This window comes from Pseudomonas sp. DD1 (assembly GCF_044510355.1).
In the GTDB taxonomy this organism is placed as follows: Bacteria; Pseudomonadota; Gammaproteobacteria; order Pseudomonadales; family Pseudomonadaceae; genus Aquipseudomonas; species Aquipseudomonas shahriarae.
In genome coordinates, this window is record NZ_MSAJ01000037.1 from 269,377 (window position 1) to 293,551 (window position 24,175).

At 63.3% G+C, this 24,175-nt stretch carries 22 protein-coding genes; 15 read left to right on the top strand and 7 right to left on the bottom strand.

Features of this window, described 5'->3' with window-relative positions; all coding sequences use genetic code 11:
- The first annotated feature begins 183 nt into the window (after nt 1-183).
- Complete coding sequence (locus PSFL_RS24150; RefSeq protein WP_169990413.1) at nt 184-435, top strand: type II toxin-antitoxin system HicA family toxin; 252 nt, start codon at nt 184-186, stop codon at nt 433-435.
- Entirely contained in the window at nt 432-797 is a 366-nt protein-coding gene (locus tag PSFL_RS24155) for a type II toxin-antitoxin system HicB family antitoxin (protein ID WP_057439100.1), read from the top strand. Before PSFL_RS24150 ends, PSFL_RS24155 begins: the two co-directional genes overlap by 4 nt.
- Nucleotide 798: 1 nt before the next feature.
- On the opposite strand, the gene PSFL_RS24160 is transcribed toward PSFL_RS24155, so the two are convergent.
- Nucleotides 799-1,971, bottom strand: a complete 1,173-nt coding sequence (locus PSFL_RS24160) for an MFS transporter (protein ID WP_057439101.1) — start codon at nt 1,969-1,971, stop codon at nt 799-801.
- A gap of 142 nt (nt 1,972-2,113) precedes the next feature.
- On the opposite strand from PSFL_RS24160, the gene PSFL_RS24165 reads away from it, so the two are divergent.
- On the top strand, nt 2,114-2,698 hold the full coding sequence (locus tag PSFL_RS24165) for a TetR/AcrR family transcriptional regulator (protein WP_170045250.1): 585 nt from the start codon (nt 2,114-2,116) through the stop codon (nt 2,696-2,698).
- A 33-nt stretch (nt 2,699-2,731) separates the two neighbouring features.
- Here the strand turns inward: PSFL_RS24165 and PSFL_RS24170 are convergent, their stop codons facing one another.
- From PSFL_RS24170 to PSFL_RS24185, 4 genes are all read right to left on the bottom strand, one after another.
- Complete coding sequence (locus PSFL_RS24170) at nt 2,732-4,252, bottom strand: MDR family MFS transporter (RefSeq protein ID WP_397470578.1); 1,521 nt, start codon at nt 4,250-4,252, stop codon at nt 2,732-2,734.
- Nucleotides 4,242-5,393, bottom strand: coding sequence for an HlyD family secretion protein (locus PSFL_RS24175; protein ID WP_057439103.1), 1,152 nt, complete (start codon nt 5,391-5,393; stop codon nt 4,242-4,244). Before PSFL_RS24175 ends, PSFL_RS24170 begins: the two co-directional genes overlap by 11 nt.
- On the bottom strand, nt 5,390-6,868 hold the full coding sequence (locus tag PSFL_RS24180) for an efflux transporter outer membrane subunit (protein ID WP_397470579.1): 1,479 nt from the start codon (nt 6,866-6,868) through the stop codon (nt 5,390-5,392). The genes PSFL_RS24175 and PSFL_RS24180 overlap by 4 nt, the downstream gene beginning before the upstream one ends.
- A gap of 114 nt (nt 6,869-6,982) precedes the next feature.
- Nucleotides 6,983-7,729, bottom strand: coding sequence for a helix-turn-helix transcriptional regulator (locus PSFL_RS24185; protein WP_057439104.1), 747 nt, complete (start codon nt 7,727-7,729; stop codon nt 6,983-6,985).
- A gap of 162 nt (nt 7,730-7,891) precedes the next feature.
- Between PSFL_RS24185 and PSFL_RS24190 the strand changes: the two genes are divergently transcribed.
- The 4 genes from PSFL_RS24190 (at nt 7,892) to PSFL_RS24205 (ending at nt 12,261) form a co-directional block, all read left to right on the top strand.
- Nucleotides 7,892-8,692, top strand: a complete 801-nt coding sequence (locus tag PSFL_RS24190) for a glucose 1-dehydrogenase (protein ID WP_057439105.1) — start codon at nt 7,892-7,894, stop codon at nt 8,690-8,692.
- Nucleotides 8,685-10,511: a glycoside hydrolase family 15 protein gene (locus PSFL_RS24195; RefSeq protein WP_170045254.1), complete on the top strand. Its 1,827-nt coding sequence runs from the start codon at nt 8,685-8,687 to the stop codon at nt 10,509-10,511. The genes PSFL_RS24190 and PSFL_RS24195 overlap by 8 nt, the downstream gene beginning before the upstream one ends.
- 207 nt (nt 10,512-10,718) lie before the next feature.
- On the top strand, nt 10,719-11,291 hold the full coding sequence (locus PSFL_RS24200) for a GNAT family N-acetyltransferase (RefSeq protein WP_397470580.1): 573 nt from the start codon (nt 10,719-10,721) through the stop codon (nt 11,289-11,291).
- A gap of 37 nt (nt 11,292-11,328) precedes the next feature.
- Nucleotides 11,329-12,261 carry an alpha/beta fold hydrolase gene (locus PSFL_RS24205; RefSeq protein WP_397470581.1) on the top strand — a complete coding sequence of 311 codons (933 nt, stop codon included), beginning with the start codon at nt 11,329-11,331 and terminating at the stop codon, nt 12,259-12,261.
- Here PSFL_RS24205 and PSFL_RS24210 read toward each other — a convergent pair.
- A complete protein-coding gene (locus tag PSFL_RS24210; protein WP_115127916.1) occupies nt 12,231-13,199 on the bottom strand; it encodes a GlxA family transcriptional regulator in 969 nt (322 codons plus the stop codon). The two genes, PSFL_RS24205 and PSFL_RS24210, sit on opposite strands and share 31 nt — an antisense overlap.
- Before the next feature lie 90 nt (nt 13,200-13,289).
- Here PSFL_RS24210 and inhA point away from each other — a divergent pair, with 90 nt between their 5' ends.
- A complete protein-coding gene (inhA, locus tag PSFL_RS24215; RefSeq protein WP_115127915.1) occupies nt 13,290-13,970 on the top strand; it encodes an isonitrile hydratase in 681 nt (226 codons plus the stop codon).
- Nucleotides 13,971-14,233: 263 nt separating this feature from the next.
- On the opposite strand, the gene PSFL_RS24220 is transcribed toward inhA, so the two are convergent.
- Nucleotides 14,234-14,863, bottom strand: a complete 630-nt coding sequence (locus tag PSFL_RS24220) for a LysE family translocator (RefSeq protein WP_057959064.1) — start codon at nt 14,861-14,863, stop codon at nt 14,234-14,236.
- Between the two features lie 159 nt (nt 14,864-15,022).
- Between PSFL_RS24220 and PSFL_RS24225 the strand changes: the two genes are divergently transcribed.
- From PSFL_RS24225 to PSFL_RS24255, 7 genes are all read left to right on the top strand, one after another.
- Entirely contained in the window at nt 15,023-15,538 is a 516-nt protein-coding gene (locus tag PSFL_RS24225; RefSeq protein ID WP_057959063.1) for a sigma-70 family RNA polymerase sigma factor, read from the top strand.
- Entirely contained in the window at nt 15,525-16,493 is a 969-nt protein-coding gene (locus tag PSFL_RS24230; protein ID WP_397470582.1) for a FecR domain-containing protein, read from the top strand. Before PSFL_RS24225 ends, PSFL_RS24230 begins: the two co-directional genes overlap by 14 nt.
- A gap of 98 nt (nt 16,494-16,591) precedes the next feature.
- Nucleotides 16,592-19,075: a TonB-dependent siderophore receptor gene (locus PSFL_RS24235; RefSeq protein WP_397470583.1), complete on the top strand. Its 2,484-nt coding sequence runs from the start codon at nt 16,592-16,594 to the stop codon at nt 19,073-19,075.
- Nucleotides 19,076-19,472: 397 nt separating this feature from the next.
- Complete coding sequence (locus tag PSFL_RS24240) at nt 19,473-20,912, top strand: undecaprenyl-phosphate glucose phosphotransferase (RefSeq protein WP_170045257.1); 1,440 nt, start codon at nt 19,473-19,475, stop codon at nt 20,910-20,912.
- Nucleotides 20,912-22,375 (top strand): mannose-1-phosphate guanylyltransferase/mannose-6-phosphate isomerase, encoded by a 1,464-nt coding sequence (locus PSFL_RS24245; RefSeq protein WP_273871635.1) that lies wholly within the window; start codon nt 20,912-20,914, stop codon nt 22,373-22,375. The genes PSFL_RS24240 and PSFL_RS24245 overlap by 1 nt, the downstream gene beginning before the upstream one ends.
- Nucleotides 22,375-23,286 (top strand): glycosyltransferase family 2 protein, encoded by a 912-nt coding sequence (locus PSFL_RS24250; RefSeq protein WP_273871637.1) that lies wholly within the window; start codon nt 22,375-22,377, stop codon nt 23,284-23,286. Before PSFL_RS24245 ends, PSFL_RS24250 begins: the two co-directional genes overlap by 1 nt.
- A gap of 6 nt (nt 23,287-23,292) precedes the next feature.
- Nucleotides 23,293-24,114, top strand: a complete 822-nt coding sequence (locus PSFL_RS24255; protein WP_057439114.1) for a polysaccharide biosynthesis/export family protein — start codon at nt 23,293-23,295, stop codon at nt 24,112-24,114.
- Nucleotides 24,115-24,175 lie beyond the last annotated feature (61 nt).

A 24,175-nucleotide genomic window follows, 5' to 3' on the forward strand; every position in this document is an offset into this window, starting at 1 on the left:
GAGCAATAGGCAGGAAGCACAAAGGCACGTCGTCCCTATAAAACGAATCCAGGCGGGAAAAATTAGCGCAGGCGATTGCAGTCATCGGGCGTTACATCAAACCCGGGAGAAGTCCGCGAAGCGGCCCTATCATTGACGGAGCACTGTATTTGCAACTACATTTAGTTACACGCAGGGAACGCCGTGTCCAAAAATGAAAAGCTGCTCGCCAAACTGCTTAACCTGCAGATGGCATTTACCTGGCCTGAGCTCGTGACATTGTTAGGCGGGCTGGGTTACCGACAAATCGAAGGGGCTGGGAGCCGCGTCAAGTTCGACATAGGCGACCCGAGTGCAATGATCACCTTGCACAAGCCCAACCCTGGCAATGAACTGAAGTACTACATTCGGCGCCAGATCATTGAACAGTTGGAATCAGGAGGCTTGATTCAGTGAGCAACCAGTTGAAACACAAAGGTTACATCGGCTCCATAGAAGCCAGCGTCGAGGACAATTGCCTGTTCGGCAAGCTGCTGTTTATCCGCTCCCTGGTCAGTTACGAAGGGCAGACCGTGGCCCAATTGGAGGCCGCCTTTCGCGAGGCCGTGGAGGATTATCTGGCTACTTGCCAGACCCTGGGCCAGGCACCGGAAAAGCCCTGCAAAGGCTCCTTCAATGTACGGGTCGGCCATGATCTGCACCTGGCTGCGGCCCTGGCGGCGACGCAGAAAAAGGTCACGCTCAACGACCTGACACGCCAGGCGCTGAACGAGTTCCTGCGCCATCACCGTACAGACAGCCACCCCGCCCTGGGGTGACTCATCCCAGGCGGCGGTAGCCCAATAAAGCGGACACCAGCACCACTGCCCCGGCCATCAGCGCCACCCAGAACCCGCTGGCGGCGCCAAAGTGGTCGATCATCCAGCCGGAACTCGCGGCACCGATGGCCACGCCGATACTCAAGCCGGTGATCAGCCAGGTCATGCCTTCGGTCAGGCGGCTGGGTGGCACGACCTGCTCCACCAGCGCCATGGACACAATCAAGGTCGGGGCAAAAAACAGCCCGGACACAAACACCGCCAATGCCAGCCCGAGGATATCCCCCACCCACAGCAGTGGCAGGGTTGTCAGGGCAGTGGCCAGGCCACAGAGCAGGAACTGCCGGGGCAAGGGCATGTTCAGCTTCAGCGCACCGAAGGCCAGCCCCGCCAGGCACGAGCCGATGGCATACACCGACAGCACGATACTCGCGGCAGCCGGCTGGCCCTGGTGCTGGGCGAACGCCACGCTGACCACGTCTACCACCCCGACAATGGTGCCCATGGCCATCAGTAGGATTATCAACACCAGCACCGACGGCTGGGTGATCAACCAACTGCCCTGGTGCTCAAGCTGCGCGTGAATCGCAGGCTCGGTCTGTTTTTGCAGGACAAAGGCGGTCACACCAACCGCCAACAGGATCGCCCCCACCAGCGGCCCCGCCTCGGGAAACAGCAGCACACACAATCCCACCGACAGCGGCGGGCCGAGGATAAAGCACACCTCGTCGAGCACCGATTCCAGGGCAAAGGCTGTTTGCAAACGTGGCTGGCCACGGTAGATCTCGGTCCAGCGCGCCCGCACCATGGCCGACATGTTGGGCATGCAACCGGCCAGGGCGGCAAAGATAAACAGGGTCCAGTCCGGCGCCTGCAAACGGGTACACAGCAACAGCAGCAGCAACGCCCCACCGCCGATCATGGCTGCCGCCGGCAAGACGCGGCCCTGGCCATAACGGTCTACCAGTCGCGAAACCTGCGGTGCGCAAAAGGCCGTGGCCAGGGCAAATGTTGCCGCCACCGCGCCCGCTAACCCATAACCGCCACGCAGTTGGGACAACATGGTGATCAGCCCGATACCGGTCATGGATATCGGCATGCGAGCGAGCATGCCGGCCGATACAAAAGCCCTGGAACCTGGCGCCTGGAACAGCTCGGCGTAGGGGTTTGCCATGGTGCGTGACCTCTTGCTGGGAGCCCTGGAGCTTGCCATTCAATGCAATCCGGGGAAAAGATATACGGTGCGTATGTGACAAATCATGAGTAACATACGCGGCGTATGTCAACCACTCACCCGCAACTAGCGAGCGTTTTCCATGAGCCGAGCCCGCGCCGAGATGATTGAAGAAACCCGCGCCCGCCTGTTGGCCAGCGCCCGCCATGCCTTTGCCACCCAAGGCTTTGCCAATACCTCGATGGATGATTTCACCGCCCGCGCCGGCCTTACCCGTGGGGCGCTGTACCATCACTTTGGCGACAAGAAAGGACTGCTGGCCGCGGTGGTCGCGCAACTCGACAGCGAAATGGATGACCGTCTGCAACAAATCAGCACTCAGGCCAACAACCCCTGGGACGGTTTTTGCGAGCGCTGTCGCGCCTACCTGCACATGGCCCAGGACCCCGAGATCCAGCGGATCGTGCTGCAAGATGCACCGGCGGTGCTGGGGGCAGACCTGGGGGCCCAGCAGCACTGCATCGAATCATTGCGTCGGCTGCTGGATGAATTGATGCAGGCCGGGCTTATCGAGCATGCCCCCAGCCTGGCACTGGCCCGGTTGATCAATGGCAGCCTGGTAGATACGGCGCAATGGATTGCCCATGCCGAACGCCCGGACGAATGCCTGGAGCAAGCGCTGCAAGGCCTGGAGTTGCTGCTGCGGGGGCTGAAACCCCATCGCTGAGTTGCTCGCCACAACACGAACCCGCGACAGCCATCAAGTGCGACGAAGCAGCAACGCCGCCACCGCACACAAGGTCAGCGCCACACACGCCAGGTAGAACGCGTCGCTGTAAGCCATCAAAAATGCCTGGTGCCGCACGCTCTGGTCGAGCAACCCCAGCACTTGCTGCTGCTCCGGCCATTGCTCCTGCAACAAGCCGCCGTTCGGCAAATGTTGCTGTAAAGCCGGTTCGAAAATGCTCAGCGACTCACCAATACGCGCCGAATGCACCTGCTCGCGCACCACCACCAGTTGCGCCAGCAGGGCCGTGCCCACCGCGCCGCCCAGGTTGCGCAACATCGAGAACACCGCCGAAGCCGAGCCGGACTGTGCCTTGGCCAGCCCATGCACCGCCAGCACCGACAGCGCCACCATGATCAGCGGCTGGCCAATGCCGCGCACCACGATCGAGGGAATGATCACGTTGCTGGCGCTGTCTGCCGACAAGTGCGCGCCCATCCAGCAGCCCAGGGCCATGATCGCAAAACCGGAGGCCACGAGAATTTTTGCGCTCAACCACTTCATCAGTCGTGGCAGGAACGGCGCCAGCACCAGTTGCACCAGGCCATAGGCAATCAGGCTGACGCCAATTTCGCTGGCGTTGTAGCCCTGCATCTGTGACAGGTAATTGGGCACCAGGAATACCAGGCCGTACGTGCTGGCACCGAAGATAAACATCGCCACACTGGCCACGCCAAAGTTGTAGTGCGCCAACAGCCGCAGATTGATAAAGCTTTTGCGGCCCCACAATTGCCGGCTGACAAAGCCCACCAGGCCCATCGCCGCCGCCACGCTCATCCAGCCGATAAACGCCGAACCGAACCAATCCTTGCGCCCGCCCTCCTCCAACACGATCTGCAACGCCCCCAGGCCCAGGACCATGCAGGCGATGCCCAACCAGTCGCCCTGGCGCAACAGCCCAAGGTTCATCGGCTGGCGATCAATGGACCAGGCCACTGCCGCCAACAGCGCGATACCGGGAAACAGTTGCAGGTAGAAGATCCAGCGCCACGAATACACATCGGTCAGCCAGCCACCAATGGACGGCCCTGCGGCCTGGGCCACACTGTTGGCCAGGCTGAACAGGGCCATGCCCAGGGGGATCTTGCTGGCGGGCAGTTCAGTGATGATCAACTGGAACGACAACGGAATCAGCACCGCCCCCGCCGCCCCCTGAATGACCCGGATGACGATCATCACCGGCAGGTTCGGCGCCATCGAACAGGCCACCGAGGCCACCAGGAATACCCCGGAGCCCCACAGCATCACCCGCCGCAACGAGAACACCTGCACCAGCCACGCGGTGAGCGGGATCATGATGATTTCCGCCACCAGATAGGCCGTGGAAATCCACGAGCCCTCCTCGAACGTGGCCCCCAGCGCACCTTCGATTTCCGGCAGGGCGGCGCTGGTGACATGCACATTCATGCCGGCCATGAAGCAGCCGAACAAACCACCGATCACCGCGACCCAGGCGCGAAACGAAACGTTCGAGGTGCGCCCATCAGCCTCCATGGGAACCGTCCTGCTGGCTGGCCGGGCGGGTGTCCACCGTGGCGATCACGGACATCCCCGGCAAGATCACGGGTGCATTCGTCTCGTCGGCCACCAGGCGGATCTTCACCGCAAAGCGCTGCACGATCTTGGTGAAATTGCCGGTGGCGTTGTCCGGGGGCAACAAGGCGAACACCGCACCGGAACCGGGGGCGATGCTTTCGATCTGGCCGCGCCAGTGCTGGCCGGAAAAACTGTCCACCGCGATATCGACCGCCTGCCCCGGCGCCATGTGCTGCAACTGGGTTTCCTTGTAGTTGGCGATCACATAGGCCTGTGCCACCGGCACCACCGCCAACAAAGGCAGACCCGGCATCACATACTGCTGGCGGCGGACCTTGCGCTGACCCACTACGCCGTCGAACGGCGCGCGGATCGCTGTGTCATTCAAGGCATTCTGGGCCAGGGCCAGGTTGGCCTGGGCCTCGCCCACCCGGGCCTGGGATTCGGCGATCCGCGCCTTCGCCTGCTGGCGGCGCGCCTGCAGCACCTGGCACTGGGCTTGCTGCCGGGCCACTTGGGCACGGGCTTCGGTCACCGCTGCCAATGCCTTGGCCCGCCCGGCGCTGGCGGTTTCCAGGCGCTCGCGGGTGGCGATCTGTTGATCCACCAGATCGCGGTAGCGCTGGAAGTCCAGGCGCGCACGATGGGCCTCGGCCTCGCTGCTATGCAGTGCAGCCTGGGCCTGGGCGATACGTTGCTGCTGCTCGTCGAGCCGTGCGTCGAGAGTAGTCAGGCTGGACTGGCGGGCGTTCGCCGCCGCCCGGGCTTGCTGCAACCGTGCCTGGGTGCTGCGCAGCTGCTCGACAAAATCACGCTCATCCAGGCGCACCAGCACATCCCCGGCCTTGACCGGCTGGTTGTCCTCCACCAGCACCTGGGCCACATAGCCGGCAATCCGCGGGCTGACGGCGACCCAATCGGCGCGCACGTAGGCGTCGTCGGTCTCTTCCAGAAATCGCCCCAACTGCCACCAATACGCGGCAAACAGCCCCGCCCCCAACAGCGTCACCAGTGATGCGCCCGTCAGCAGGGCGCGGCGATGGCGCTGCATCAAGCTGGGAGTGGATGGCAGGATCGCGGGTTCAACAGCCTGGTTCATGGCTTGGCTCCAAGGGCAGCAAGGGGTAAGGGTTGAGGTTGATCATTGCGTTGCCAGCCACCGCCGAGCGCCTGGAACAGGTCGATCTGGCGGTTGATCAAGCGCAGGTCGGCCTGGGCGACGCGGGCCTGGAGGTTGACCAGATTGCGCTCGCTGTCCAGCAGTTGCAGGGCATCAAGGGCTCCGGCCCGATAGCTGCGGGTGGCCAGCTCATGGGCCTGCTGGCTGTTGTCCAGCGCGGCCTGCAGGGCTTGGCGGCGCTGTTGTTCGCCCTGGTACAGCGCCAGGGCTTGTTCGACTTGTTTCAAGGCACGCAGTACCGTGCCGTCGAAACGCGCCTGGGCCTCGCGCGCCTGGGCCCGGCGCTGGCTCACTTGGGCCTGGGCAACGCCGCGCTGGGGAAAGCGCCAGGACAGCAACGGCCCCACGGAGTACACCAGCGCTTCACTGGTCCCCAGCTTGCCCAGGCTGCTCGCGGAGGACTCCAGCGCGGCCCCGAAGGTCACCCGTGGATACAACTCGGCGCGAGCGACACCGATGGCCAGCGTGGCCGCTTGCAGTTGGCGCTCGGCACGGCGGATATCGGCCCGCCGCTGCACCAGCGCCCAGCCATCGCCCACGGGCAGCGGCGCCTGCAATTGTGGGCGCCGGGCACAGGTTTGCCGGGCCACCTCCAGGGGCGGCACGCCACTGAGCACCGCCAGCTCATACAGGGCCGCCTGATAGCGCGCAGTCAACATCGGCAGCGGCGCACGGGTTTCTTCCAGCAGGCCATTGAGGCGCGCCAGGTCCAGCGCCGTCGCCGCGCCGGCCTTCTGCAGTCTGCGAGTGACGTCGACACTGCGCTCCAACACCTGCACCGAATGACGCTGCACCTGGCGGCTGAACGCATAGACACAGGCCTGGCCATAGGCCCGGGTGGTCTGCGCGGCCACGGTCACCCGCCATTCGTCTTCCAGCGCCCGCGCCGCATCCGCATCGGCACGGGCGGCGGCCAGGCGATAACGCACCTCGCCCCAGAGGTCGAGGGTGTAGCTCAGGGAGAATCCAGGGGCGTGGCTCCACTGGGCCTCGGCCCGCTCATCGCGGGCCTGGGCCAGGGTCTGGTCGTCTCGGCTGCGGCCGTAGCCGACGCCGTAGGTCAGAAGAGTCGAGGGTTGGCGTTCGCCATCTACCTGCTCCAGGTGCGCCAATAGCGCGTCGACATGGGCGGCGGCGGCGGCAAGGTCCTGGTTATGGTTCAGGGCCTGCTCTACAAGCCGGTCCAATTGCGGGTCACGGTAAAGCTGCCACCAGCGCTCGGGCAGCGGTTGGGCCGCTGACCCGCTGGACAATTGCGGCGCCGCCCGGGCCGTCAACTGCGCTGCGGGCTCGTCGGGCAGGCCACGGCATCCGGCTAGCGCACCCAGCAGAAGCAGGGTCAGGACTGCCGGGGGGCGACTGCTGGTGGAGGGATGAACGACAAGGCTGGGCATCACAAAGCTCGCTGAAGAATGAGCTTTGCAGATTAGGCATGCGCCCTGGCGGATTCGCCCGCGCCAGGGCCATGTATCGTCGCCAAACGGACAATTGGGTTACATGAAGCAACATCAGGCCTGGGGACGAAAATGACTCGGCGGATAACCCAGCGAGCGGCGAAACATCGCGCTGAACGCACTCGGGCTCTGATAACCATGTTCCAGCGCCACCTCCAGGATCGAGGCGCCCTGGGCCAGCAGCTTCAGGCTCAGGGCCAGACGCGCACGCTTGCGCCATTCGCCAAAGCTCATGCCCAGTTCCCGCTGGAAAATCCGGCTCAGGGTGCGCGCACTCATGTTCAGGGTGTCGGCCCAGGATTCCAGGCTGCTGTCATCGGCCGGGTTGCGGATAAACCGGGTACACAACCTGGCCAGGCGGGCTTCGCCAGGCACCGGCACATGCATGGCCACCACCGGCGCGGCCAGCAGCTCCATGCGGATCACTTCCACCATGGCCTGCAAGCGTGGGCTGTTGACTTCACCGGCGATCAGCGTCGCCGCCACGATCAGCTCGCGCAGCAGTGCCGAGACCTCGATCACCTGGCAGGTGCGGCCCAGGCTCGGCTCGACCTCGGGCATCAGGAACAGGGTGCGCATATGCACTTCGCCGGCCATGCGAATCTCGTGGGGCGTCCCGGCGGGTACCCACAACGCATGCCCGGACGGCACCAGCCAACTGCCCTGGGCCGTACTGACCACCATCACCCCGGTGACGCCGTGGATCAATTGCGCCTGGGTATGACAATGGGGATGGACCACTTCGTCGTTGCGGTAGTTGTCGGCATAAGCCTCAAGCCAAGGCCGGTGCACAGTTGTCATGGGCTGCGTCTCACGTCGTTAAGCCACTGATTCTAACTAAAAGCCCGCTGGCGAAAACGATAGATATAGACAGCCATCGTCGCATTCCAGACAGGCCACTGAACTTGTGCCCCGCGCCGTCAGTCAGCTGAATGGACTTCTGGAATAAAGGCTGGATGGACAATGCGCATCTCGTTGGAACAACAAGTCGCCGTAGTCACCGGCGCCAGCTCCGGCATTGGCGCGGGGGCCGCCAGGGCGCTGGCTGCGGCCGGCGCGGCAGTCGTGGTGAACTACAACAGCCAGGCAGAACCCGCCCAGGCCCTGGCCGCGCAGATCAACCAGGCCGGTGGCCGGGCCCTGGCGATCGGCGCCGATGTGTCCAGGGAAGCCGATGTCGAACGCCTGTTCGCGCAGACCCTCGACGCCTTCGGCCACCTCGACATCCTGGTGGCCAACTCGGGCCTGCAAAAAGACGCCGCCATCAGCGACATGACCCTTGAGGAGTGGAACGCGGTGATTGGCGTCAACCTCACCGGCCAGTTCCTCTGCGCCCGCGCCGCCCTGCGTATTTTTAACCGCCAGGGCGTGCGAGCAGGCGTATCCCGGGCCGCCGGCAAGATCATCCATATGAGTTCGGTGCACCAGTTGATCCCCTGGGCCGGCCACGTCAATTACGCGGCCTCCAAGGGCGGCGTCGAGATGCTGATGCGCAGCCTCGCCCAGGAAGTCAGCCACCAACGGATCCGCATCAACGGCATCGCGCCGGGGGCGATCCGCACCGCCATCAACCGCGCTGCCACCGAGGGCGATGCCGAACAGCAGTTGCTGAAATTGATCCCCTATGGCCGCGTCGGCGACGTCGAAGATGTGGCCAACGCCGTGGTCTGGCTGGCCAGTGATGCCTCCGACTATGTGGTGGGCAGCACCTTGTTTATCGACGGCGGCATGAGTCTCTACCCGGAGTTCAAAGACAATGGTTGATCTGAAAAACGAAGCGCAAAGCGCCATCGACGCCCACGGCATTATCGGTGACATGCGCAGTGCGGCGCTGATCAACGACCAGGGCAGCATCGACTTTTTCTGCTGGCCGGAATTCGACAGCCCGTCGATCTTCTGCTCGCTCCTGGACTCCCCCGCCGCCGGGATTTTCCAGTTGACCCCGGACCTGCCCCAGGCGCGCCGGGAACAGATCTACCTGCCGGATACCAATGTCCTGCAAACCCGCTGGCTGAGTGATGACGCCGTGGTGGAAATCACCGACCTGCTGAGTATCAGCGATGACGTTGATGACCTGCCCCTGCTGATCCGCCGGGTGCGCGTGGTGAGCGGCAAGGCCACCCTGCACCTGCGCTGCGCGGTGCGCCATGACTATGCCCGGGCACCCACTCGGGCCACCGCCGATAACGCTGATGTGTGCTTCGAGGCGCCGGGCCTGCCTGGGTTGCGCCTGGCCAGCAGCGTGCCGTTGCAGATCGCAGATGACGCCGCCGTCGCCTGCTTTACCCTGGACCAGGACCAGGGGGCCGAATTTGTCCTTGGCGGCCGGGAAGACATACGCGTGGCCAGCGACGGTACCGACCTGCACCTGCAGCACACCCTGAAATTCTGGCGCGGCTGGCTGGCCCAGTCCAACTACCGCGGCCGCTGGCGGGAAATGGTCAATCGCTCGGCCCTGGCCCTGAAGCTGCTGACCTCGCGCAAACACGGCGCGATCCTCGCAGCGGCCACCTTCGGCCTGCCGGAAGCCCCCGGCGGCGAACGCAATTGGGATTACCGCTACACCTGGATCCGCGACGCCTCGTTCACCGTCTACGCCTTTATGCGCCTGGGTTTTGTCCAGGAAGCCAATGACTACATGCGCTGGTTGCGCGGGCGCGTCAGCGACTGTTGCGGGCAACCGATGAAAATCAACATCCTGTATGGCATCGACGGCCGCCAGCAATTGCCGGAAACCGAGCTGAGCCACCTCAGCGGCCACGGCGGCGCGCAACCGGTGCGCATTGGCAACGAGGCCTTTGACCAGGTGCAGCTGGATATTTTCGGCGAACTGATGGACGCGGTGTACCTGGTCAACAAGTACGGCGAAGCCATCTCCCATGAGGGCTGGAAACACACCCTGGAAGTAGTGGACCAAGTGTGCGAAACCTGGAACCAGAAAGACGTCGGCATCTGGGAAATGCGTGGCGAGCAACATCACTTCCTGCATTCGCGGCTGATGTGCTGGGTGGCACTCGACCGCGCGATCCGCCTGGCCTCCAAGCGCTCGCTGCCGGCACCGTTCGCCCGCTGGGACCAGACCCGCCAGGCGATTTATGAAGATATCTGGAGCAACTTCTGGAACGCAGAACGCGGGCATTTCGTGCAGCACATCGGCAGCACTGCCCTGGATGGTTCGATGCTGTTGATGCCGCTGGTGCGTTTTGTGGCGGCCACCGACCCGCGCTGGTTATCGACCCTGGATGCCATCCAGAAAAGCCTGGTGCGCGATGGCATGGTCTACCGCTACCGCAATGACGACAGTCAAATTGACGGTTTGCAAGGCACAGAGGGGGCGTTTACCGCCTGTTCATTCTGGTACGTCGAATGCCTGGCCCGCGCGGGGCAAGTAGAAAAGGCCCATCTGGAATTCGAGCAACTGCTGCGCTATGCCAACCCGCTGGGGCTGTATGCCGAGGAATTCGACAGCCAGGCGCGACATCTGGGGAATACACCGCAGGCATTGAGCCATTTGGCCTTGATCAGCGCGGCGACGTTTCTGGATCGCAAGTTGAGCGGGGAGAAAACCGTGTGGCAACCTTGAGAATCAAGCAGCGAAGTGAAACCCTTGTAGGCGCTATCAGGCAACCTCAACATTGGCTGTACTGACGTGATCGCAGCCTCGCTAACGCTCGACAGCTCCCACCTTTGATCTTTGCGACCTTGAGCGAGCTATCTGCCTGCCTCCTCCTGTATTCAAGGAACGAATATGAACCCGCCCCTGGCGCCCGAAAATGTTCAGTCAATACCTATGCCAACCGCACCACACCACGTGGATATTTTCCCCACCCTGCACACCGAACGCTTGCGGCTCCGGGAGTTGACCCCCCACGACGCCTCGGCGCTGTTTGCGATCTATCGCGATGCCGAGGCCATGCCTTGGTTTGGCATCGACCCCATGACCGACATATCCCAGGCCCACGCCCTGATCGCCACCTTCGCCCACTGGCGAACCCAGGCCAATCCGGGCACGCGCTGGGGTCTGGAATACGCCGGTGAGTTGATGGGCACCTGCGGGCTGTTCAAATGGAATCGCCAGTGGAACAGCTGCGCCCTCGCCTGCGAACTGGCGCCGTCAGCCAGGGGCAGCGGATTGATGAGCGAGGCTTTGCGCAGCGTGCTCGACTGGGGCTTTGCGCAGATGCAACTGCACCGTGTCGAAGCGCTGGTCCATCCGCGTAACCTGCCGTCCCAGGCACTGCTGGGCCGGCTGGGCTTTACCCGCGAAGGCGTGCTGCGCGAGGCCGGGTTTTGGGCCGGTGGCTACCAGGATCTGCACGTGTTTTCGCTGCTGGCCCATGAACACGTAAAGGTTTCGCGCTAAAGTCCAGGCTCCCTGCTGTGACCCGAACGGAGTCCCAATGAGCCCCTCGATCGCGCTGCTGTATATCCGCACTCCCATGCTCGATATCGCCTACGAAGCCCATGGCCCGGCCGACGGTGAAGTGGTGATTCTGCTGCACGGTTTTCCCTATGACCCTCGCGGCTACGATGCCATCGCGCCGGTGTTGGCCGAGGCCGGTTATCGCGTGCTGGTGCCTTACCTGCGCGGCTACGGCCCGACCCGGTTTGTGCACGCCCAGGTGATGCGCTCCGGCCAACAGGCGGCGCTGGCCAAGGATCTGCTGGACTTCATGGATGCCCTGGCCATCGACCAGGCCGCCCTCGCCGGTTATGACTGGGGTGGGCGCGCCGCGTGCATTGTCGCGGCGCTTTGGCCCGAGCGCGTGCGCTGCCTGGTCACTGGCGACGGTTACAACATCCAGGACATCGCAAAGTCCATCCAGCCCCGCGCGCCAGTCACCGAGCATCGGTTGTGGTACCAGTTTTACTTCCACACCCAACGGGGCGTCGATGGCCTGACCGCCAACCGCCGCGAGTTGTGCGAACTGTTGTGGTCGCTCTGGTCGCCCTCCTGGGCTGCGGGGCCGAGCCTTTACCCGCAGACGGCACCCTCGTTTGATAACCCGGACTTTGTGGAGGTGGTAATCAACTCCTATCGCCATCGCTTCATGTATGCCGAGGGTGATCCGGCGCTGGAAGTGATTGAACAGGCGCTGGTGCAACCACCGCCGATTTCGGTGCCCACCATTTCGCTGTGCGGTGCCGACGACGGTGTCGGCCCGGCTCCCGAGGTGGATGACGACGTGGGTAATTTCAGCGGATTCTATCGGCGCCGGGTGCTCGCCGGGGTGGGCCACAATATTCCCCAGGAAGCACCACAGGCCACGCTCGATGCACTGTTTGAACTGCTTGAACAGACTCAGGCCGGCGCCGAAAACCGCTCGCGATAAAGCTGCGGGGTGATCGACAAGGCGCGGATAAAACTGCGGCGCATGGTTTCTTCGCTGCCAAAGCCACATTGCGCGGCGATGCGTTTGATTGCCACGGCGCTGTCGGCCAGTTGCCGGCGTGCGGTTTCCACGCGGATCAGTTCCACCGCCCGGGCCGGGGTCTGGCCGGTTTCGGCGCGGTAATGGCGTACGAAGCTGCGTTCGCTCATGCCGCACGCGGCCGCCAGGGTCGCGATGTTCAAGTCCAGGTGCAGGTGCTCGGCAATCCACCCATGCAATTCGCTGAAGCGGCTGCCGCCCTTTTGCAGGGACAGGGTGACGCTGAACTGCGACTGGCCACCGGGGCGCTTGAGAAACACCACCAGGTGCCGCGCCACTTCCAGGGCCACCGCGCGGCCCAGGTCCTGTTCCACCAGGGCCAGGCACAAGTCGATGCCGGCCGTGACGCCCGCCGAGGTCCAGAGCGAGCCCTGCTGGATAAAGATCGGGTTGGCCTCGACCTGCAACCTGGGGTATTTGCGCGCCAGTTCCTCGCAGCGCGTCCAGTGGGTGGCGACCCGACAGCCATCGAGCAGGCCACTGGCGGCCAGCAGAAAGGCGCCGGTGCACACCGAAGTCATGCGCCGCGAGTGCCTGGCTTTTTGCCGGACCCACTCCACCAGTTGCGGATCCTCGGCCGCCCCATACACGCCCCAGCCGCCAGCAATCACCAGGGTGTCGCAGGGCGTGTCGGCGCCAGGCAACGGCTCGGCCACCAGGGCCAGGCCGGCGGAGGTCATCACCGGCTCGGCCTGGGCGGCAATCACGTTGACCGCATAGGGCAACGGCAAGCCTTGCTGGCGCGCCAGGTCGTTGGCCGAGGCAAACACTTGCAACGGTCCGGTGACGTCGAGCACCTGCACATTGGCAAAGGCGAGCACATGGATGATTTTCGGCATGATTGGCGTGATTAGTGGGCTCAATGGCGTATGCGCCAAAGCCTAGGCCACTAGAGTGAAGCCGTCCATCCCTCTTCCTGGAGTTTGACCATGACCTTGCAGATCGGCTTTGTGTTGTTCCCCGGTATTCAGCAACTGGACCTCACCGGCCCTTACGACGTGCTGGCGTCGTTGCCGGAGGTGCGACTGCATCTGATTTGGAAAGACCTGGCGCCGATCACTTCCAGCAGCGGGTTGGTGCTGTCGCCGACCACCACCTACGACGACTGCCCCACCCTGGATGTGATCTGCGTGCCGGGCGGCTCGGGGGTTGGGCCATTGATGGAAGATGAGCCGACCCTGGACTTTCTGCGGGCGCAATCCCAGACCGCACGTTATGTGACGTCGGTGTGTACCGGCTCGCTGGTGCTGGGCGCTGCGGGTTTGCTGCGCGGGCGGCGGGCCACCACGCATTGGGCCTACCACGACATGCTGGCCACCCTCGGCGCCACGCCGGTGCAGGAGCGCGTGGTGCGCGACGGCAACCTGTTTACCGGGGGAGGCATCACTGCGGGGATCGACTTTGCCCTGACCCTGGCCGCCGAGCTGTACAGCGAGGCGGCGGCGCAGTTGGTGCAGTTGCAGCTTGAATATGCGCCGGCCCCGCCCTTCAATGCCGGCCGCCCGGACACTGCACCACAGCAGGTACTGGACGAGGCGAATAAGCGCACCGCTGAATCACGCAAGACCCGGGGCGAAATTGCCGCACGGGCGGCGGCGCGACTGGGCTGAAGGCCGAACTATTTTCCCCTGTGGGAGCGGGCTTGCTCGCGAAAACGTCCGCCCAGCAAACATTGATGTTGACTGACCCACTGCTTTCGCGAGCAAGCCCGCTCCCACAGGGGGTGTGCGTCGGGGCAGAAGCTTGGGCCACACCACAAATCAAAGGTGGGAGCTGGCTTGCCTGCGATGACGGTATACCAGCCGCCAAAAATAGTGGCTGAACCGCCGCCATCGCGGGCAAGCCCGCTCCCACAAGGAGAGGCACCTGCCGTCTACAAGGTGCGTGGCATCAGCGCCAGGCGCACGGCCAATACGGTCAGCACCGTGGCCAACCCCCATTTCTGCAAGCCGGCGGTTCTTTTACTGCCGGCGAAAAACCGGCTGATCGCCCCGCCAAAAACCCCGAGCACGGCATGAAACACCCCGGCAATCAGCGTCAGGACCAGGCCCAACTGCACCAATTGCAGGGCAATGGGCCCGGCCTCGGGCTTGACGAACTGCGGCAGGAACACCATGAAAAACAGCAGCGCCTTGGGGTTGAGCAGGCTATTGAGCATGGCGCGCATAAACACCCCGCCCAGGCGTACCCGCACAACCTGGGCGGTGTCCAGGGATGGCTTTTTTTGCAGGGTCTTGAACGCCAGCCACAGCAGGTAGACCACGCCGGCATAGCGAATCAGGTCAAAGGCCGGCGGCCAACTGGCCACCAGGGCGGTGACGCCGGTGGCGGTCAAGGCGGTCAGCAGCAGGTCCGCCACCCCGATCCCCAACCCGGCCGCCACTCCACCCCGCCAGCCATAGCTCACGCCATGACTGATGACAAAGGCCATGTTCGGCCCGGGCGACAGCAGCAACAGCAGCACGGAACCAGAGAAAACCGCGAGGGTTGCGAGATCGATCATGCTCAACTCATCCGCCAGGGAAAACCCAAGATTAGTCTCACCGCGCCCCCCGCGACCAGCCTCCAGGCACAACACCTGAAGATAGGTGATTGCCCAATGCCACGGGCCACGTCTAGAATGCGAACCGTTATCAATTAAGACGCCTGCGCCAGGACGACTATGTCGAGCGAATACCCAGCGGATCATGCGGCAATCGGCCAGCTCTACCAGGCCCACCATTCCTGGTTGCATGGCTGGTTGAAGCGGCGCACCGGTTGTCGCGAGCATGCCGCCGACCTGGCCCAGGAAACCTTCGTCCGCCTGCTCAATAGCCGCAAGCAGCACAGTTTGCTGCAACCCCGGGCCTACCTGAGCAGCATTGCCCGCAGCCTGATGATCGACCAGTATCGGCGGCGCGAACTGGAACGCGCCTACCTCGACAGCCTGGCCCATTTCCCCGAACACCAAGCCCCTTCGCCAGAAACCCGTCTGCTGATCCTCGACAGCCTGGAGCGCATTGACCGCCTGCTCGACCAACTCAAGCCACGGGTGCGCGAAGCCTTTTTGCTGGCGCAACTGGACGGCCTGACCTGCCCGCAGATCGCCCAACGCCTGGGCGTGTCCAAGGCCACCGTGGAGCGCGACCTGGCCAAGGCCCTGCACGCCTGTTATCGGTTGCGCTATGCCGACTGCTGACCCGCGCCTGGTGGACCAGGCCATCCAATGGATGATCAAGCTGCGTTTCAACACCACCGATGACGCCAGCACCGCCGCGTTTGAACGCTGGCTGGCCAGCAGCGCCGAACACCAACTGGCCTGGCAGCGGGTCGCGACGATGAATGATGATTTTCGCCATCTGCCCGCCCAACTCGGTCGCCAGACCCTGGACAGCGCGCGCCGACGAATCAGCCGCCGCGAGGGTTTGAAGCTGCTGGGCCTGGTGGCCGGGGCCGCCGGATTGACCTGGCTGGGCCGCGACTACACGCCGCTGCCGGGGCTGCTGGCCGAGTACCGCACGGCCACCGGAGAGCAGCGCTGGATCAGCCTGGATGACGGCAGCCGTATCCAACTCAACAGCGCGAGCGCCATCGACACTGCGTTCAACCGCGAACGGCGCCTGGTGCAGCTACGCCAGGGCGAGATGCTGATTGATACCGGCAGAGATGGTCGTTCGCCCCGACCCTTCTGGGTACAGACCCACAACGGTTATCTGCGGGCCCTCGGTACGCGCTTTATGGTCCGCGAAGAACCCCAGGGCACGCTGCTCGCGGTGCAACAGGGCCAGGTCGCGGTGTTTGCCGGGCACGCATCGGGCGCTGCCCGGCAAGTCGTCGCGTCCGGCGAACAGGTGTTGTTCAACCGCCTCGCAATTTATCCGCCACCCGCCACTGGCCTCGACCCCTGGGCCTGGAGCGACGGCGTGATCAGCGCGCGCAATATGCGCCTGGATGACTTCCTCAGCGAACTGGGTCGCTACCGCCACGGCGTGTTGCGTTGCAGCGAGGCCGTCGCCGGCCTGCGTGTGTCCGGCACTTATCAGGTGGGCGACACCGATCAGGTGCTGGCGTTGGTGGCCCAGGCATTACCGGTCAGTGTCACTTACCGCAGCCGCTATTGGGTCACGGTCACCCCGCGCACCGCCCGCTCCTGAAAAATAAATGAGGTGAATTCTCATTGCCGTTCGACCTGTAAGGAAAGGCCGATCAACAGGCCCGTTCTGTCCACTTCCTTCAGGAGCAACCCGCGGTCATGCAAGCGTTCCCCTCAAAAAAATCCCCCCTGCGCCAAGCCGTCAATGCCGCCCTGCTGGGTGCCTGCCTGGCAAGTGCCCTGCCCGGCGGCGCCCTGGCCCAGGAGCCGGCACGCGACAGCCAGACCCGCGCCTGGAACATTGCTCCTGGCCCACTGTCCAGCGCCCTGGACCAATTCGCCCGTCAGGCCGGCATCAGCCTGTCTTTTGACGCCAACAGCGTGGCCGGCAAGCACAGCGCGGGCCTCACCGGCGCACTCGACAGCGAGCAGGCCCTCGGCCAACTGCTCCAGGACCAAGGCCTGCAAGCCCAGCGCCAAAGCGACAACAGCTGGTTACTGCTCCCGTCGGTGGGTGAATCCGGCGCGCTGAACCTTGGCGCCACCACCGTCACCGGCGAACGCCTGGGGGCCACCACCGAAGGCAGCGGTTCCTACACCACCGGCGCGGTGACCATCGGCAAGGGCCAGCACAGCCTGCGGGAAACCCCGCAATCGGTGAGTGTGATGACCCGCAAGTTGATGGATGACCAGAACATCCACACCATCGACCAATTGCTGGAGCGCACGCCGGGGATCACCACCTACGAATCGCCCATGGGCGGCAAGTATTTCTATTCCCGCGGCTTCAAGATGCTCGGGCAGTACCAGTACGACGGCGTGCCGCTGGATATGGGCAAGGACTATGTCCAGGCCGACAGCTTCACCGCAAACATGGCGCTGTATGACCGGGTGGAAGTGCTCAAGGGCGCCGCCGGCATGCTCAAGGGGGCCGGCACCGCCAGTGGCGCGGTGAATTTCGTGCGCAAGCGGCCCCAGGACAAGCCCACCACCAGCCTCACGCTGTCGGCCGGCACCTGGGACAACTACCGCGCCGAAGTGGATACCGGCGGCCCGCTGAACGACAGCGGCACCGTGCGCGGCCGGGCAGTGGTCAGCCAGCAGAATCGCGGTTCGTACATGGATATTGCCAAGCGCCAGGACCAGGCTATCTACACCGCCCTGGACATGGATATCAGCCCCGACACCACCCTCGGTTTCGGCGCCAGCTACGAAGACGTCGACGCCACGCCGTGCTGGGGCGGCATCCCGCGCTACAGCGACGGCAAGAGCATCGGCCTGAGCCGCTCCACCTGCCTGGGCCAGTCCTGGAACGACTGGCAAAGCCGGCGCACCACGCTGTTCGCCGACCTGACCCACCACTTCAATGACGACTGGAAACTCAAGGTCAGCGCCGTTCACAGCCGCAACCTGCAAGACATCAAATACGCCGCCAGCGAAGGCACCGTGGCCTATGGCGATCCGGCCCCCACGGCCAACAGCTACGCCGCCCTGTTTGACTACGATCACAAGGACTATGGCCTGGACGCCTACATCGACGGCAAGTTCGAAGCCTTTGGCCTGGAGCATGAGCTGATCCTCGGCGCCAACGGCAGCCGTGGCAGCCAGGACGATGTGTACGCGATCCGCAACCTGCCCCAGCGCCAGACCATCTACCAGCCCAACCATCACTTCCCGGAGCCGGCCGACGACACGTTCTGGCCGAACATGTACCGCGGCGGCACGGTCAAGGAGACCGCCACCCAGTACGGCACCTACGCCACCCTGCGCCTGCGGCTGGCCGAGCCGTTGCTACTGGTGGTCGGCAGCCGCGTCAGTTGGTTTGAAAACCGCCGCCAGTCCAACAACCTGGCCTGGGGCGAGTGGAGCGTGCAGGATGCTCGCACCAAGGAAACCGGTGAAGTCACGCCCTTTGCCGCGCTGATCTATGACCTCAACGACAACCTCTCGATCTATACCAGCTACGCCGATATCTTCCAGCCACAAAGCTCCTACGCCACCGTCAGCGGCGCGGCCCTGAAGCCGAAGATCGGTGAGAACTACGAGCTGGGGATCAAGGGCGAATGGTTCGACGGGCGCCTCAACAGCTCCCTGGCACTGTTCCGCGCGATCGAGAAAAACGCTGCCGAGACCGACTACATCGCCCACTGCGGCACCTCGGCCGACGGCTTCTGCTACAGCGACACCGGCAAGGTCCGCGCCCAGGGCGTCGAGGCCGAGATCAGCGGCGAACTGCTTGAACGCTTGCAAGTCTTCGGCGGCTACACCTACACCCAGACCAAAACCCTGAACAATATCGACAGCCAGGCCGAGGGCCGGGCCTCCACCAGCTACGTGCCACGCCATATGTTCCGGCTGTGGGGCGATTACCAATTGGATGGTGCCCTGTCGAAATGGACAATGGGCAGCGGCGTCAGCGCCCAAAGCAGCAACTATCGGGTCCAGACCATCAAGCTGGAACAACCCGGCTACGCCTTGTGGAGCGCGCGCCTGGCGTATCGGGTCGATAACACCTGGACCGTGGCGTTGAACGGCAACAACCTGTTCGACAAAAACTACTACCAGACCGTGGGGACCGCGTCCTGGGGTAACTTCTACGGCGAGCCGCGTAACGTCACCGTGAGCCTCAAAGGCGACTTCTGATCCCCATCCCCCTGTAGGGGCCGGCCAGCCGGCTCCTATCCCCGTCAAAAAAGCTTTGCCCGCCCAGCAGGATAATTGGCGTTTTTGTTCCTACACTGCAAAAAGCCATCACTCATTCTCAATAAATCTGAAAAACCAATAACAAATGTCAACAAACCGTCACGACAAGAGTATCTTATGACACTCGACGGCGAAACCCTTGCGAAATGTCAAAACCTTGACATGGCACCCATAAGGAGCCATCATTTAGCCACTATTTAGCAAAGCACCTGCACCTAGACAGGTCATTGCGCGTTACCCAGCGAAAGCAGTCGTTCGCATTGCGCCACTTATAAGCAACTGCCTTATGGATGAGCGAACGAACAGGAAGTCCTGGTGGTGCATTGAGGGATGATTTATGCGTGAGAAGTCGTCAGTCGATAGCCTGTTTCTGACTCGTACCGGTTTTGTTGAATTCTTTGTGGTTTTCGTCAAGTTAATCCACGGCCTGACAGCGGTCCTGCCGGCGATGATCCTGTTGTTCTACCCGGATCCAGTCGACCCGCAAATGCGTGGCCACTACCTGGGCCTGCTGCTGTTTTTTGCGATCCTGACCATTATTCTGTTCCAGGCCCTGGGGGTGTACTCCGAGGACCTGTTCAGCAACCGCCTGCGTTTTCGCGTGATGCTGGTCGCGTGGATCTCGGCGTTTTGCATCCTGCTGTTCATGTACCAGATCCTGCTCCTGTTCCCGCAGTTGAGCCCGCGCAACCTGATGTTCTGGTTCAGCCTGAGCCTGGTGCTGTTTGGTGTGGAGCGCATCCTGATGCTGCGCCTGTACCGCAACCTGATGAAGAACGGCAAGTTCCTGCAGCGCACGGTGATCCTCGGCTTTACCGACACCGCCATCCATGTGGCCGAACACCTGTCGCGCAACAGTGATATCCGCTCCGGCCTGATCGGTTTTATCGACGACCGCACCGAACGCATTCCCAAGGAACTGAGCAGCCTGCCGTTGCTGGGCAACACCCGCGACCTGGAAAAACTGATCAGGTCCGAGCAGGTCAACCAAGTGATGATCACCCTGCCCTGGGCCGCCGAGCAGCGCGTCAACGGGCTGGTAAAGCGCCTGCGGCAGATGTCGGTCAACGTCATGCTGGTGCCGGACATGGCCGCCCTGCGTTATGGCCACAACCGCATTACCGATGTCGGCGGCATCTTGATGTTCAATACCTCGCAACTGCCGCTGCGCGGTTGGTCACCGTTTATCAAGCGCTGTGAAGACCTGCTGCTGGCCGGTGCCGGCCTGTTGCTGTTGTCACCGATCATGTTGGTGACCGCCATTGCCATCAAGCTCGACTCCAAAGGCCCGGTGCTGTTTCGCCAGAAGCGCTACGGCTACAACGACAATCTGATCCGGGTGTTCAAGTTCCGCTCGATGTACGTCGACCAGACCGACTTCAACGCCGAGTGCCAGACCACCCGCAGCGACCCGCGCATCACCCGCGTCGGGCGGATTATCCGCAAGACCAGCATCGACGAGCTGCCGCAACTGTTCAATGTGCTGCTGGGCAACATGTCGATGGTCGGCCCGCGCCCCCATGCCACCGCCACCAAGGCCGCCGGGATTCCGTTCGAGGAAGCGGTCAGCGAGTACAGCTCGCGGCACCGGGTCAAGCCGGGCATCACCGGGTGGGCGCAGATCAATGGCTACCGGGGTGAAACCGACACCCTGTTCAAGATTCAGAAACGGGTCGAATACGACTTGGAATACATCGCCAAATGGTCGGTGTGGTTTGACCTGTACATCGTTTTCATGACGGTTCCGGCCGTCCTTTCCACCAAGGAAGTCTATTGATGAACCCTCTCAACGGATTGATTCCCTGCATCATTTCCGGTGGTTCGGGCACGCGGCTGTGGCCGGTTTCGCGGCAGAACATGCCCAAGCCGTTCATGCGCATGCACGACGACCAGAGCCTGTTGCAGAAAACTTTCCTGCGTGCCAGCCACCTGCCGGGGGTCGACAGCGTGCTGACGGTGACCAACCGCGACCTGCTGTTTCGCACCCTCGACGATTACCGCGCGGTCAACACCGGCCAACTGGGCCTGGATTTGCTGCTCGAACCGTTTGGCCGCAACACCGCAGCGGCCATCGCGGTCGCCGCGCTGCATGTGCAGGAGTTTTTCGGCGCTGATGCGCAATTGCTGGTGATGCCGGCCGACCACCTGATCCTCGATGAAGACGCCTTCGCCCAGGCCGTGGCCCAGGCCCGCGAATTGGCCGACGCCGGCTATCTGGTGACCTTCGGCATCCAGCCCGATCGCCCCGAGACCGGCTTTGGCTATATCGAACAAGGCGCGGCGCTGGCGCAAGGCTTCCGTGTCCAGCGTTTCGTCGAAAAACCCGACCTGGCCACCGCCCAAGGCTACCTGGACGGCGGCAAGCACCTGTGGAATGCCGGAATGTTCTGCTTCAAGGCCGCCACCGTGCTCGACGAGCTGGCGACCCACGCCCCGGCCGTGCTGGACGCGGCCAAGGCGGCGCTGGAGCACAGCACCAGCCTGCAGAACAGCAGCAGCCGCCAGCGCGAACTGAACCCGCAAGGCTTTGGCACCGCGCCGGACATCTCCATCGACGTGGCCCTGATGGAGAAATCCGCCCAGGTCGCCGTGGTGCCCTGCGATATCGGCTGGAGCGATATCGGCTCCTGGGAAGCCCTGCGCCAGCTGACCCCCAGTGACAACAACGGCAACCAGATCAATGGCGAAGCGATCCTGCACGACGTGCACAACTGCTATATCGACTCGCCCAAGCGCGTACTCGGTGCGGTCGGGGTGCGTGACCTGATCATCGTCGACACCCCCGACGCGATCCTGATCGCCGACGCCAACCGCAGCCAGGATGTGCGCCATATCGTCGCCGAGCTCAAGCGCCAGAACCATCCCGCGTTCAGTCTGCACCGCACCGTCACCCGGCCCTGGGGCACCTACACGGTGTTGGAGGAAAGCACCCGCTTCAAGATCAAGCGCATCGTGGTCAAGCCCAAGGGTTCGTTGTCTTTGCAAATGCACCACCACCGCAGCGAACACTGGGTGGTGGTCAGCGGCGCGGCAATGATCACCAATGGCGAGCGCGAGATCCTGCTCAACATGAACGAGTCCACCTATATTCCCGCCGGGCACAAGCACCGCCTGACCAACCCCGGCATCATCGACTTGGTGATGATCGAGGTGCAGAGCGGCGAATACCTGGGTGAAGACGACATCGTGCGCTTCGACGATATCTACGGCCGCACGCCCGCCAGCGAGCCCAAGCCCTGATGCGGACTTCACTGATCATCCCGACCCGCAACGCCGCCAGCCACCTCGACCGGCTGCTGCCGGCGCTGCGCATGCAGACCCTGCAACCCGACGAGACGCTGGTCGTGGACAGCGCGTCGAGCGATGCCACGGTGGCGCGCTTTCGCGAGTTCGGTGCGCGTGTCGAAGTGATCGCCGCCCGCGACTTCAACCACGGCGGCACCCGTCGCTGGGCCAGCGAGCACGTGGGCGGCGACGCCCTGATCGTGATGACCCAGGACGCGATCCCGGCCGAGCCCGAGACCTTTGCCAAGCTGCTCGCCGAGCTGCAACAGGACCCACTCAACGGTATCGCCTATGGCCGCCAACTGCCGCATCCCGGTGCGGGGGTGTTGGGTGCGCAGTCGCGCCACTTCAATTACCCGGCCCACAGCCGCAGCAAAAGCCTGGCCGATGCACCGCAGCTGGGGATCAAGACCTGCTTCAGCTCTGACTCGTTTTCCGTGTACCGGCGCAGCGCCCTGGAGGCCGTGGGCGGCTTCCCCGCCGATGTGATCGGCAGCGAGGACGCCTACGTCGCCGCACGCATGCTACTGGCGGGCTGGAAGGTGCAGTACGCCGCCAGCGCCCAGGTCTATCACTCCCACGATTACCGACTCATGGATGAGTTTCACCGCTACTTCGACATTGGGGTGTTCTACGGCCGCGAGCCGTGGATCCGCCAGGCGTTTGGCGACGCCGGCGGTGAAGGTAAACGCTATGTACTGGCCGAATTACGTGCCTTGCGCGAGGCCAACGCCTTGCACCGCGCCCCCGAAGTGGTGGTGCGCAGTGCCTTTAAATTGCTGGGCTATCGCCTCGGCCATCTTGAACGCTACCTGCCCAAATCGCTCAAGCAGCGCCTGGGCATGTTTTCCACCTACTGGACTTGAGCCGTCATGAAGACTACCAACCGACGTTCCCGTCTTACCCTGTTCAGCCTGTTGAGTGCCTCGATCTGGCTGGCTGGTTGTTCGACCCCTGCGCGGGTGCCGCTTCCTGACAACAACACGCTCAAGGCCGGCCACCAGGCGGCGCTGACCTTGGCCGACCTGCCGCCCCCGCAGGTGCTGATCCAGAGTGGCGACCTGTTGCGCATCGTGCGCGATGCCCAGGAGCCGGCGGCGGCCGACGACATGACAGTGTTCGTCGTACGCCCCGACGGCGTGATCTCCATCCCCAACATCGGTCGGGTCAAGGCGGCATTGCGCACCCCGGAAGACCTCGGCAAGGAAATCACCGACAAGTACAAGCGCATCTACCGCGAGCCGGCAGTGACGGTGAACATCGCCAGCGCCCCGAGCAACAAGGTGTTTATCGGTGGTGCGGTGCCGAACCCGGCGTTTTTCGACCTGGCGGGGAATGTCAGTGTGGAGCAGGCGTTGCTTAGTTCCGGGGGGGTGTTGTCCTCGGCGGATGCCTCCAACGTGGCCCTGATGCGTACGGGTCCGGATGGCAAGTACAAGACCTACTTCATCAGCCTGAACAACATGCTGACCGATCCCAATCACCCACGGGTGGCCCTGCAGCGTGGCGACCTGATCTATGTGCCGCAGTCGGGCATCGGCGCCACTGTGGAAGCCGTGGATATGTACTTCACCCGCCTGTTCCCGATCAACAAGGGCATTGGTGTGGGCCTGAACTACGACCTCAACGACAGTGGCGTGAAGAACAGCGGCAACACCATCTACAACAACCCAGTCATCAACGCAGGCCAATGATTATGGACCAGGCTTCGTATCACTCGAACCGACTGTTCCCGTCTGGCGTACACCACATATT